8 protein-coding genes are annotated in these 12,968 nt (G+C 71.4%); 6 read left to right on the top strand and 2 right to left on the bottom strand.

The features are described from left to right. Positions 1-97: 97 nt before the first annotated feature. The 4 genes from FE633_RS21560 to cimA all read left to right on the top strand — a co-directional run bounded on the left by FE633_RS21560 (position 98) and on the right by cimA (position 5,877). The gene (locus tag FE633_RS21560) at positions 98-1,138 is read left to right on the top strand and encodes a 3-isopropylmalate dehydrogenase (RefSeq protein WP_138046797.1); all 1,041 of its coding nucleotides are present in this window, start codon (positions 98-100) and stop codon (positions 1,136-1,138) included. Positions 1,139-1,380: 242 nt separating this feature from the next. Next, positions 1,381-2,469 carry a branched-chain amino acid aminotransferase gene (locus FE633_RS21555; protein WP_138046796.1) on the top strand — a complete coding sequence of 363 codons (1,089 nt, stop codon included), beginning with the start codon at positions 1,381-1,383 and terminating at the stop codon, positions 2,467-2,469. Between the two features lie 213 nt (positions 2,470-2,682). Beyond that, positions 2,683-3,948, top strand: coding sequence for a TolB family protein (locus FE633_RS21550; RefSeq protein WP_138046795.1), 1,266 nt, complete (start codon positions 2,683-2,685; stop codon positions 3,946-3,948). Between the two features lie 303 nt (positions 3,949-4,251). Then, positions 4,252-5,877, top strand: a complete 1,626-nt coding sequence (cimA, locus tag FE633_RS21545) for a citramalate synthase (protein ID WP_138046794.1) — start codon at positions 4,252-4,254, stop codon at positions 5,875-5,877. Positions 5,878-5,946: 69 nt separating this feature from the next. Here the strand turns inward: cimA and FE633_RS21540 are convergent, their stop codons facing one another. Together FE633_RS21540 and FE633_RS21535 are read right to left on the bottom strand one after the other, a co-directional pair. Continuing rightward, entirely contained in the window at positions 5,947-7,293 is a 1,347-nt protein-coding gene (locus tag FE633_RS21540; protein WP_246113754.1) for an HEXXH motif domain-containing protein, read from the bottom strand. 29 nt (positions 7,294-7,322) lie between these two features. Next, positions 7,323-8,591 (bottom strand): FxsB family cyclophane-forming radical SAM/SPASM peptide maturase, encoded by a 1,269-nt coding sequence (locus FE633_RS21535; protein ID WP_138046792.1) that lies wholly within the window; start codon positions 8,589-8,591, stop codon positions 7,323-7,325. A gap of 287 nt (positions 8,592-8,878) precedes the next feature. On the opposite strand from FE633_RS21535, the gene fxsA reads away from it, so the two are divergent. Both fxsA and fxsT read left to right on the top strand, forming a co-directional pair. Then, positions 8,879-9,097: an FxSxx-COOH cyclophane-containing RiPP peptide gene (gene fxsA / locus FE633_RS21530; protein WP_171060060.1), complete on the top strand. Its 219-nt coding sequence runs from the start codon at positions 8,879-8,881 to the stop codon at positions 9,095-9,097. Positions 9,098-9,263: 166 nt separating this feature from the next. After that, positions 9,264-12,956, top strand: a complete 3,693-nt coding sequence (gene fxsT / locus FE633_RS21525; RefSeq protein ID WP_138046790.1) for an FxSxx-COOH system tetratricopeptide repeat protein — start codon at positions 9,264-9,266, stop codon at positions 12,954-12,956. Positions 12,957-12,968 lie beyond the last annotated feature (12 nt).

The following is a 12,968-nucleotide window of genomic DNA, read 5'->3' as shown; positions in this document are numbered from 1 at the left end:
TGAACACAGGCCAACGGATTTGCGCCGCAGCGGCAACGTGGCGTCCACATCGCGGACGGACCGTGTCATCCCCTGGGACGGGGAGTAGGGTGCCGACATGTCTCGCAGCATCAATCTCGCAGTGATCCCCGGTGACGGCATCGGCCAGGAGGTCGTGGCCCAGGGGCTGAAGGTGCTCTCCGCCGTCCTTCCGCAGGATGTGAAGCTGGAGACCAAGGAGTTCGACTTCGGCGCCAGGCGTTACCACGCCACCGGTGAGACGCTCACCGACGCCGACCTGGACGCCCTCAAGAAGCACGACGCGATCCTGCTCGGCGCGATCGGCGACCCCTCGGTCCCGTCCGGCGTCCTGGAGCGCGGCTTCCTGCTGAAGCTCCGCTTCGCCTTCGACCACCACGTCAACCTGCGTCCGTCGAAGCTCCTTCCGGGTGTCGCCACTCCGCTCGCGGGACAGCCCGAGATCGACTTCGTCGTGGTCCGTGAGGGCACCGAGGGCCCCTACACCGGCAACGGCGGAACGATCCGCAAGGGCACCCCCCACGAGGTCGCCACCGAGGTGTCCGTCAACACGGCGTTCGGTGTCGAGCGGGTCGTCCGGGACGCGTTCGCCCGCGCCCAGGCCCGCCCGCGCAAGAAGCTGGCGCTGATCCACAAGAACAACGTGCTGACCTTCGCGGGTCACCTGTGGACGAACATCTTCAACAAGGTGGCCGCGGAGTTCCCCGAGGTCACCACCGAGTACATGCACGTGGACGCGGCGACGATCTACCTCGTCACGCAGCCCGAGCGCTTCGACGTGATCGTCACCGACAACCTCTTCGGCGACATCATCACCGACCTCGCCGCGGCCGTCTCCGGCGGCATCGGCGTCGCCGCCTCCGGCAACATCAACCCGAGCGGCGAGTTCCCGTCGATGTTCGAGCCGGTGCACGGCTCGGCGCCCGACATCGCGGGCCAGGGCAAGGCCGACCCCTCCGCCACCGTCCTGTCCGTCGCCCTCCTGCTGCGTCACCTCGGCTACGACTCCGAGGCCGGCCGCATCGAGGACGCCGTCTCCGCCGACCTCGCGGAGCGCGGCGCCACGCCCCGTACGACTGACGAAATCGGCGACGCGCTCGCCGCCCGAGTATCCGGCTGACCCGCCGGTTTTCACTCAAGCCGCCGGGTCGCTTCCGCACCCGGCGGCTTTTCCTGTGCGTCGCCGGGTGTCACCATCAAGCCCTGGGCCGCATTCACACCGTTTTCTGCCGTGCTCCGCTCGGGCGATAATCGAACGCGGAGCCGCCGAATGAGGGAATGCTCGGACGTCCTAGCACTGGCCACTCGCAGTGCCGGCGTGAGCGCGGCCCGTCACATACACACGGTGAAGGACAACCACTCATGACGACGCCCACGATCGAGCTCAAGCCCTCGGCACATCCGCTCTCCGACGCGGAGCGGGAGGCGATCCTCGCCAATCCCGGGTTCGGCCGCCACTTCACCGACCACATGGTGACGATCCGGTGGACCGAGGGCCGCGGCTGGCACGACGGCCAGCTCGTGCCGTACGGGCCGCTCTCCCTCGACCCGGCGACCAACGTCCTGCACTACGCGCAGGAGATCTTCGAGGGCCTCAAGGCGTACCGTCAGCCGGACGGCTCGGTCGCCACGTTCCGCCCCGACGCCAACGCCCGCCGCTTCCAGGCGTCCTCCCGCCGGCTCGCCATGCCGGAGCTGCCCGTCGAGACGTTCATCGAGGCGTGCGACGTGCTGGTCCAGCAGGACAAGGCGTGGGTGCCGGCGCACGGCGGTGAGGAGTCCCTCTATCTGCGCCCGTTCATGATCGCGACCGAGGTCGGTCTGGGAGTGAAGCCCGCGAACGAGTACCTGTTCATGGTCATCGCCTCCCCGGCCGGCGCGTACTTCCCGGGCGGCGTGAAGCCCGTCTCCATCTGGCTCTCCGAGGACCGCGTTCGCGCGGTCCCCGGCGGTATGGGCGACGCCAAGACCGGCGGCAACTACGCCGCGTCCCTGCTCGCGCAGGCCGAGGCCGCCGCGAAGGGCTGCGACCAGGTCTGCTACCTCGACGCCGTCGAGCACAAGTGGGTCGAGGAACTGGGCGGCATGAACCTGTACTTCGTGTACGGCGACAAGATCGTCACCCCCACTCTCACCGGCTCCCTGCTCGCGGGCATCACCCGCGACTCGCTCCTCTCGGTCGCCCGTGACCTCGGCTACGAGTCCGAGGAGGCCCGCGTCTCCATCGACCAGTGGCAGGCCGACTCCGCGAACGGCACCCTCACCGAGGTCTTCGCCTGCGGCACCGCCGCCGTCATCACACCCGTCGGCACGGTCAAGTGCAACGCGGGCGAGTGGCAGCAGAGTGGCGGTGAGCCCGGCGAGGTCACCGTGAAGCTGCGCGAGGCGCTCCTCGACATCCAGCGCGGCGTGAGCGAGGACAAGCACGGCTGGATGCACAACCTCGGCTGACGCCGTGCCCGGAACTCCGCGACAGCGCCGCTGTCGTGGAGTTCCGCTGTCGTGGAGTTCCGGCCGGACACTTGAACCCTCGCCCAGGTTGTACGTAATTCGACCGATTGACCCGTGCTCAGTGGTGCGTTTGCATCATGTGGGCTCTCGGCGCAGGGCCGGGGGACAGGCATTCACGGGGAAAACAGGGGGAAGCAAAGCATGTTAAGAACCATGCGGGGGGCGTCCGTCGCGGTGATCGCGGGGGCGATGGTCGCATCGGCGGCGATGTCGGCGGCTGCCGCGCCGCCGAAGGGGGACACCCAGCGGGTCAGCGTCTCCGCGAGCGGTGCGCAGGCGTCCGCGGAGTCGCGCGGCGGGTCGGTCAGCGGCGACGGCCGCTTCGTCGTGTTCGAATCGGACGCGGACAACCTGGTGCCGGGGGACACCAACGGACGTGTCGACGTCTTCCTGCGCGACCTGCGGCGCGACACCATCGAGCGGGTCAGTGTGCGCGACGACGGCAGTGAGTACACCTTCCTCGCGTACGCTCCGCGCATCAGCGCCGACGGCAGGTACGTGACCTTCAAGGCGGACACGGGCACGTTCGAGGACCACACCTTCTACTCCGGCGCCTTCCTCTGGGACCGGGTGAAGGACCGCACGGAGGTGGTGAGCCTCTCCGACGACGACAAGCCCGTCGCCGGTGCCTACGGTGACCCGCTGGTCAGCCGCGACGGCCGGTACGTGGCGTTCGTCGCCTCCCTCGAGGACAACGGCGACACGGGCAACGGCATGTGGGCCGGCATCTACCTGCGCGACCGCGAGAACGGCACCACCCGCCTGGTCAGCGTCACGGAGCCGCCCTCCGACGACGGGATCTCCTGGAGCATCGGCGGCTACACCATGAGTGCCGACGGCAGCCGCATCGCGTACTACCTGACCCAGGTCAAGCCGGGCCTGAAGTCCGCCGTCTTCATCCACGACACCCGCAGCGGCCGCACGGAACGGTTCGACCAGTCGAACCAGGGTGCCGGCCTGCCGACGTTCAGCGGCAATGGCCGGTACGCGGCCTTCACCTCGCGCGCGAGCGATCTCGTGCCCGGGGACACCAACGAAAAGGCGGACATCTTCGTACGCGACCTGCGGAAGGGCACCGTCAAGCGGGTCTCCCTCAACGCAAGCGGCGAACAGACGGACACCGACTCCGGCTATCCGGTGATCAGCGAGGACGGCCGTCATGTCGTCTTCTACTCCCAGGCGACCGACCTCGTGAAGGGCGACACGGCCCGTGGCCCGCTCTTCATCCGAGACCTGCGCACCGGCGTCAACCAGCGGGTGAGCGTCGCCAAGGACGGCGGCGAGAGCGACTACCGGGGCTTCTCGACCGCCGCGGTGAACCGTGACGGACGGGTCGTGGCGTTCGAGTCGTGGGCCACCAACCTGGTGCCGGACGACACCAACGACACCCGCGACATCTTCGTGCGCCGCCTGCGCTGACCACCGGTCAGGTGCTCGCATCCTGAGACACCCGTGAGCGCGGGGGCGGTCTGTGCCAGACTGCCCCCGTGCTCTCGTTCGCCATGATTATTGGCAGCAGGCGCGCCGGTCCGCAGTGACCGCCACGTACGACCACGTACGGGCGGACACCGTCGTCCTCGACCCGCGCGCAGACCTCTCGCACCCGCGAGGGGTTTTTCTGTTTCCTGGCCCACCCACAGCCGGGACCGGAGCGCGAGGGACCATGGGGACGGTGGAGCCGGTCCTTCCGGTAGACCGAATCCGATACAGGAGCCACAAGAGATGACAGACGCAACCGACGAGAATCACCGCCCTTCTCACGTCGACGACGCCTTCCACGTCTTCGACACGACGCTGCGCGACGGTGCGCAGCGCGAGGGCATCAACCTCACTGTCGCGGACAAGCTGGCCATCGCACGGCACCTGGACGACTTCGGCGTCGGTTTCATCGAGGGCGGCTGGCCCGGCGCCAACCCGCGGGACACCGAGTTCTTCGCCCGTGCCCAGCAGGAGATCGCCTTCAAGCACGCGCAGCTGGTGGCCTTCGGTGCCACCCGCCGGGCCGGCGCCAAGGCGTCCGAGGACCCGCAGGTCAAGGCGCTCCTGGACGCGGGTGCTCCGGTGATCACCCTGGTCGCGAAGTCGCACGACCGGCATGTCGAGCTGGCTCTGCGTACGACGCTCGACGAGAACCTGGAGATGGTCCGCGACACGGTCTCCTACCTCCGCTCCCAGGGCCGCCGGGTGTTCGTCGACTGCGAGCACTTCTTCGACGGCTACCGGGCGAACCCGCAGTACGCGAAGTCGGTCGTGCGGGCCGCCTGGGAGGCGGGGGCCGACGTGGTCGTGCTCTGCGACACCAACGGCGGCATGCTGCCGGCGCAGGTCCAGGCGGTCGTCGCCACGGTCCTGGCCGACACGGGCGCCCGACTCGGCATCCACGCACAGGACGACACCGGCTGCGCGGTCGCCAACACGCTGGCCGCGGTGGACGCGGGCGCGACGCACGTCCAGTGCACGGCGAACGGCTACGGCGAGCGCGTCGGCAACTCGAACCTCTTCCCGGTCGTGGCGGCCCTGGAGCTGAAGTACGGCAAGAAGGTTCTCCCCGAGGGCGCGCTGAGCGAGATGACGCGCATCTCGCACGCGATCGCCGAGGTCGTGAACCTCACGCCCTCCACCCACGAGCCGTACGTCGGTGTCTCCGCCTTCGCCCACAAGGCGGGCCTGCACGCCTCCGCGATCAAGGTCGACCCGGACCTGTACCAGCACATCGACCCCGAGCAGGTCGGCAACACCATGCGGATGCTCGTCTCCGACATGGCGGGCCGGGCGTCGATCGAGCTGAAGGGCAAGGAACTCGGCATCGACCTCGGCGACGACCGCGAGCTGGTCGGCCGGGTCGTGGAGCGAGTGAAGGAGCGAGAGCTCAAGGGCTACACGTACGAGGCGGCGGACGCGTCCTTCGAGCTGCTGCTGCGGGCCGAGGTGGAGGGCAGGGTCCGCAAGTACTTCGAGGTGGAGTCCTGGCGGGCGATCGTCGAGGACCGCCCCGACGGCAGCCACGCCAACGAGGCCACGGTCAAGCTCTTCGCCAAGGGCGAGCGCATCGTCGCCACGGCGGAGGGCAACGGTCCCGTCAACGCGCTGGACCGCGCGCTGCGGGTGGCCCTCGAGAAGATCTACCCCCAGCTCGCCAAGCTGGACCTCGTCGACTACAAGGTCCGCATCCTCGAGGGCAAACACGGCACCCAGTCCACCACCCGCGTCCTCATCTCCACGTCCGACGGGGCGGGGGAGTGGTCGACGGTGGGAGTCGCGGAGAACGTGATCGCGGCGTCCTGGCAGGCCCTGGAGGACGCGTACACGTACGGTCTGCTGCGGGCCGGGGTGGAACCCGCCCAGTAACCCCCGGCGGCGCGCCCGCTCCTTCCACGCCGGAGAGCCAACGGCGGAGAGGCTGGAGAGGCTGGAGAGTCAACGCCGGAGAGGCTGGAGTTCGGCCTCTCCGGCGCCCATGACCCGGCCGTTGCGGTCCCGCCACGCGGCGCGGTGTGCGCGGGCCGTCGATTCGGCGCGGTGCACGGCCCTCGCGGGGACCGGCAGGCGGCACAGGGCGTCCAGGCTGTTCAGCATGCGCTCCGCGAAGCGGTGGCCCAGGGGAGTGAGGCGGCCGGAGGCCAGCACCACGTGCGTCGCCTCCCGGGCGCCCAGGCGCCAGCGGGCGAACTGGACCTGCGCGATGTGACGCAGCGTCGGGTCCGGCTCCGTCTCGCGGCGGCGATCCCAGAAACGGGCCACGCCCAGGTGCGCGTATGCCCCGTGGAAGAGCCCGAGCAGCGGCCGGGGGTCGGGGCGCCAGGGTGCGTAGAACCGCTCCCGTCCGCCCGGTTCGAACAGGTCGAAGAGGTGCAGCAGCGCAGCGAACTTGTTGTGCTGGATCTCGTGCGCCATCGTCACCGCGAACCCGGTCGCCGACCTCGGCAGGGACAGCGCCATGCATCCGAACGTCTCCGCGCTGCTTCCGCTCACGTTCCCCCGGCCGGGACTCGTCAGCGGTACCAGCAGCCGCGGTCCCGCCGCCAGCTCCGCGTACTGGTCCTCGTGGTCCGCGCGCAGCAGCCGGCAGGCCTCGCGCGCCACCGCGGTCCACCGGCTCACCTCATCGGCGCCGAGGCCCGCGCGGTACCGCGAGGCTTTCGGAAAGCACGGCTGGTCCAGGACGTCCAGCAGGAGCGGGGCGTCGTCGGCCAGGGTGGTCAGCAGATGCGCGCCCTGCCAGCGGCCCTCGCTGTGGTACGGCTGTCCGGGCACCGTCACAGGGCCGTCGGCGGGGGACGCTCCGGGCACCGTGATCCGGGCCCGGCCGGCTGCTTCGACGCACACCTCGGCCCGGTCACCGGGAACGGCGCCGGGGAAACGGGCCCGGCCGAGCGAAGGCAGAGCCACCGACGGCCCGTCCACCGGCCACTCCACCCGTTCCGGCAGGCCCGCGCGGACGACCGCCGCCGCGGCCAGCGCCGTGAACCAGCGCACGGGCGGCGGCTCTTGTGGCTCCCTCTGCGTCAGGCGGGCGAGCAGACCGACCAGGGCCGGCCCCGCCGACGGATGGGTCAGGACGGCCGCCGCCTCCCCGGGAGCCGCCCGCGCCGCGGCGGTGAACAGCCGCCATGCGTTCTCGGCCTCCTCGGCCACCGTGCCCCCGGCCTCCCGCGCGGCGGCCGTCACGGCGTACGCGCCGGCCAGACGTCTGCTGTGCTCGGAGCGGGCCAGCAGCCGCAGGGCCTGCGCCCCACCCGATCCCGCTGCGACCGCGTCGAACATCGCCCCCGGCATACGATGCGGCAACGGCGTCATACCACCTCCGAAGGCGTCGGTCGGTTGTCCTGCCACCGGTCGGGCTTCCGGCCCGGGGGCGCCAGGTCCGCGCTCAGCCGTCGCCGTACGCGTCCGATCAGCTCCGTCAGATCGGCGCAGTACACACTCGGGTTGGCGAAGCCGGTGTCGCGCCGGTAGCGGGTGGCGTAGTGGCCCCCGCCGCACACCTGGTGCAACGGGCAGGCCCTGCACCGCGCGCACAGCCCGTCGGCGCCCCACTGACGCGCCGCGACACCGGGGTGGCGCAGCAGCGCGTCGAAGGAGTGCCGCCACACGTCGAGCCCGGTGCCGGCGGCACCGTCGTACGCGGTGCGCAGCGTGTCGTCCTGGGTGAGAGAACCGTCCGTCTCCACCACCGCGTACCGCACGGGGGCCAGGCCCAGCGTCTCCGTCTGCGGGCGGGCACCGAGCAGAAGCACCATCAGGTTGTCGAGGAGCCGCACGCTGGTCTCCCTGGTCCGCGCCCCGTACCAGCGCTCGAAGACCGCCCACAGCCAGTCGGCGTACGGGGTGCGCCGCCCGCCCGGGTCCAGGCCCGGCGGCGGGGTGTGCCAATTGCCCAGCGGGAGAAGGAAGTCGATGGCCGACGGGTGGTGGGCGAGGAGTTCCTCGTAGGTGCGCACCGGGTCGTTGCGCAGGTCGACCGTGCACAGCAGCGTGCCTAACAGATGGCGGTAGCGCTCGCTCGCGAGGAGGCGCAGCGCCGCGTCCACCCGGGCGTGACTGCCGCGCCCGTCCGCGCCGCGCCGGTGCCGGTCGTGGGCGGCGCGCCCGCCATCGGTGCTCACTCCGAGGCGCAGGCCCAACTCACCCAACAGGTCGAGCCGTTCCTCGGTGAGACGCGTTCCGTTGGTCTGCAGGGCCAGATGCAGCCGTACTCCGCTGCCGACGGCCGCGCGCAGCACCCGGACCGTCCGTGCGAGTGCGCTGTCGCCGATGAGCAGGGGCTCGCCCCCGTGCAGGACCACGCCCGCCTCGTCCACCCCGTGTGCGGCCAGGTGTTCGGCGATCCGCCCGGCGGTGCGCTCCAGTGTCTCAGGGGCCATCGTGCGCGGCTGGGCGCGCCAACTCTGGTCGTGCGAGCGGTACATGTAGCAGTAGTCGCAGGCCAGGTCGCAGCGGCTGTGGACTTTCAGGACGAAGGAGTGGAACGGGTACGGCACCCAGCCCGCTGCCTGTCGTGCCCGCACGTCGGAGGCCCTCGGCCAGGGCGGCTCGGCATGGCGCAGTGGCGGTCGACTCATCCACTTCCCCCCGAAGGCGTACGCCAGGGACCTCGCCCTGCGGGGCCGGTGGCGCACTCTGTTCGACCAGTATTTGTTCGCCATAAGTCCAGCGTCAACATCACGAATGAGACAACGAAGGGCATTCGAACGGCAGTTGGACACCAAGGGACATCCGCCGACGACTGCCCTATGGGGGTATGGCGGCGCTACGCTCAGGAGGCATGTCCGTTGTGTCTTCCCGGGATGCCGCCGCACGGAACCGCACGGCGGTCCATGAGACGCCGAGACCCCTTGGAGTGGACACCATGGCAGTTGCCGAGGACGCCGTCCTTGACGAGGAGCGCGGGGGAGGGGGTGATGGCCCGTCGCCCGATGTCGAATCCGTCGTCCTCGACATCGCGGCCCTGTCACCCGAACAGGTCGCCGCCCTGCCCGACTCCGTGCTCGGCGCGCTGCTGCGCCGGGTGCACGACGGCTGCGCCGAAGGTGACCTGTTCGTCACCGGGCACCAAGAGAGCGCATGAAGCGCAGGACACGTACGAGCTGCCGTGATGCCGCAGGCCGCGCCCTATACTGGCCCCCTCGATGCCCGTTTTGCCCATCTATGTGGCGGCTCGGGTGGCTCCCTTCGTCCCTGTCGTTACCCGTCGTCCCGTCCTTCCCTGCTGTGCCGCGCCGAGCGGAGAGGTCATGCCAGACGCCAACCCACTTGATGCCCCAGGCCCGTTCGTCTTCTTCCTCGCGACCTCGGAGAACCTCGGCCTGAGCACCACTCTGCGTAATGTCGCGGACATCCTCGCCGAGGCCAACCGCAGCGTCCTCCTCGTGGACGGCCGCTCCGGCGCTCACGGCGCGAGCGCACCGCCCCGGCCCGAACCCGGCCAGGTGCGCACCGCGGCCGCCCCCGACGTGCAGGCGCTGGCCGCGCTCGCCGCCGACCCCGTCGCCGCGGCGTACGACCACGTCCTGATCGAGGCCCCGGTACCGGACGGCCCCGAGACGGCGGAACAGGTCTCGACGGCCGCGTACGCCGACGCGCTCGTCATCACCTTCGCGATGACCGCCTGGTCCATCGACGGGGCCGCCGCCCTCGCGGAGGACATGACGCTGAGCCGCACGGGCCGGCCCGTACGGCTGCTCACCCTCGGCCTCAAGAGCGACATCGGCGTCCACGACCGGCTGCGCCAGGCGCGCGAACGGGTGCGCCGCAAGTTCGCTCCGCTCGCCCAGACGCTCGGCGGATCCGACATCCCCCTGCTCGAGATTCCGTACAACCCCATGTACCAGGACAGCCGCAGCCTCGCCGTCGAGGCCGAGGACGCCGGAACCGTGACCGGTCTGCGCCCCTACTACGAGCGGCTCGCCGACTGGCTGCGCACCCGCCGCACGGCACGTCTTACCGATGTCACCGTCGTCCACTCCATGCGTCACGCCCCCTGGGCCGCCTGGCTGCGCGACCGGCTGGCCGCGAAAAGCGTCCGCACCGAACTGCGCAGAGCGGACATGTACGCGGGCGAACGCCCCGGCCGCGGCGCGGCGTTGCTCTTCCTGTCGCCCGACGACGCCGACGACACCCTGCTCACCCAGATCGGCGCGCTCTCCCACACCGACGTGCGCATCGTCCTGGTCGACGAGCCGTTCCCGCACACCGAGGCCGCGCACCATGAGCGGATCGACCTGCGCGGCACCACCGAGGACGAGGCGCTGCGGCTGCTGTACACGGGCCTGGGCCTCGGCGCCGTGGAGCCCGGCGACGCGGGCGCGGGAGCCCGGTTCCCGCGCCTGCCCGAGACCACCAACGTCGCCTCGCGCAACAGCGATTTCATCGACCGCGACGCGCTCCTCGCCACGCTCGACGAGCAACTGCTCGCTGCCGGGCGCGACGGCGCCTGCCTGGTGCTGCACGGCCCCAGCGGCTGGGGCAAGAGCGAGGCCGCTCACGAGCTGTGCCACCGCTACGGAGCCGGATACGACGTCGTGTGGTGGGTGCGGGCCTGGGAGCGCGAGCGGGTCGAGCGAGGACTCGCCCGGCTCGCCGGGCGTCTCGGCATCCCGGAGGAACGCCTCGGCACCCCCGACGACGACGGACTCTCCCGCCTGCTGACCCGCCTGTCGCGCCCCGACGACGACACGGGCAGCTGGCTGATCGTCTACGACGGCGTACCGGATCCGGCCGAACTGCGCGGCCTGCTGCCCGTGCCCCACGAGCACGGGCACGTCCTGATCACCAGCCGTGTCCCTCCGCACGAGGAGACTTCGGCGGGGCCCCCTGCCGTCCCCGGGGCACGGTCGCCGCAGCTGACGCCCCTCGCGATCCCTCCGATGACCCCCGAGGAGGGCCGCGCACTGCTCGACGAATGGGCCCCGGAGATCACCGAACTGCAGGCCGGGCAGATCGGCAACGTCGTCGACTTCGTCCCGCACGCCCTGCACATCGCCGCCCACTGCCTCGCCGAGCGGACCGCCGTCCACCGCCGCGACGACCACCTCAACCCGGACGCCGCCCTCCGCGCCGCCGTGGGGGACCTGCTCGCCGAGTACCGCGGCGGCAAGACCGAACTCCTGCGCCACACCGAGGCGGTGTCGCCCGTCGCCGTGATGGTCCAGGTCGCCAGGCGTGTCGTGCAGGCCACCCCGGGCGCTGCCGCATGGCGTGCGGAGAGCCCCGAACACGACGCGCTCGGCTGGCTGCTGGGCGCCGCGTCCCTGCTGACCGGCCGGGGCATGGGCCTGGAACTGCTGCGCTCGCGCCGCATCCTGTCGGAGCTGGCCCGCGACGACGACGCGGCCGACCAGCCGCCCGGCGATGCCCAACGCCACCCCGACGACGTCCAGCTGCCCGACGAGCACATGGTCAGCGTCGCCCTGTGGGCCCTCGCCCGGGTCGGCCTCCTCGACGTCGACTTCGACCGCAAGGAACAGCCGCTCGCCCAGCACCACGGACTGCGCGACCTGATCCGGGCCGGCCTGGAGCCCGACGAGCGGCGGCACATCGAGTCGGTGCTGCGGGGAATCCTCGCCGAGTACGCCCCGCAGGAACACCAGGACCTGCCCGCCGACTGGGCCCGCGAGGTGTACTCGCTGCGCCTGTGGGAGGACACCCGCCCCCGGGTCCGCCGCTCTCTGCTGCGGCATCTCAACGCGCTCAGCCAGCGTGCCGAGGCCGCCGACCTCGACCGCCTCCTCGACATCGCCGGCCGGGCCGAACAGGAGTGGCGGGTCGACGGCGACGAGCAGTCTCCCGAGTATCTGCGCCTGCTCAACCTCACGGCCCGCGCCCACCGTCTGCGCGGCGACTACGACCGCTCACGCCGGCTCGCCCAGGACGCGCTGCGCGGCCATCGCAGGCTGCTCGGCATCACGCACCCGCGCACTCTGCTGTCCGCCGACTCCTACGCCGCCACCCTGCGCACGCTCGGCCGGTTCGAGGACGCCCTGCTGGAGCTCCGGCCCGCGCTGGAGCAACTCACGCTGCTGCTCGGCTGGAAACACCCGGCCACGATCCAGGTCGAGCACAACCTCGCCCTCACCGAGGCCCTGACCGGCCGCGTCGGCGGCGCCCTGACCCGGCTTCAGGAGCGCTTCCGCTACCGGCAGGCCGTCGGCGGCACGGACGACGTGGTGGCCTGGAACGCCGCCGACCTGCTCGCCTACCTCTACCGTGCCGCCGGACGCGACGGCGAGGCCCGCGACCTGCTGCGCCAGCGGCTGCGCCGGTACGGCGAAACCTGGGACGTCGCCCGTCTGAAGACGGAGGTCGGCCTCGCTGTCAGCGAACGCCGCCTCGCCGACGGTTTCCCCGCCGTCAAGGACCCCCGGTACGGCTACGAACTCGCCCATGAGCGCGACCGGCGAGCGCTGAGCATGTACGTGAGCCGCTTCGGCCCCGACCGCTTCGACACCCTGCGCTGCCAGCTCAGTTACGCCGCCGACCTGCATGCCCTCGGCAAGGCCGACGAGGCCGAACAGCAGGCGCGGCAGTGCGGGGACACCCTCGCACGGCGGCTCGGCGCGGGGCATCCGTACACCGGTGTGTGCCAGGTGCGGCACGGGGTCTATCTGCGGGCGACGGGCGAGGTACGGCTGGCGGAAGAGGTTGGCCGCAGCGCGGCCAACCTCCTGACCCACAAGCTGGGCCACGCCCACCCCTGGGTCGCCGCCGCGGAGAACTCCCTCGCCGCGACCGTCGCCGAGGCGGGCCGTACCGACGAGGCGGCCGAACTCGCCCACACCGCCCTGACCCGGCTGCGGGACCTGGGCGTCGGGCACCGGCCGGACGGACGCCGGGTCGACGCCCACCACGAGCGGCTCACCGGCACCGACACCTCCCGCCCCACACCGCCCTCGGGCTACGACATCGACCTGGAGCTGCCCGAGTTGTAGAGCGCCCGCGGC

Source organism: Streptomyces montanus, from assembly GCF_005786655.1.
Lineage (GTDB): Bacteria > Actinomycetota > Actinomycetes > Streptomycetales > Streptomycetaceae > Streptomyces > Streptomyces sporangiiformans.
This window is presented reverse-complemented; position numbering and strand designations above follow the sequence as displayed.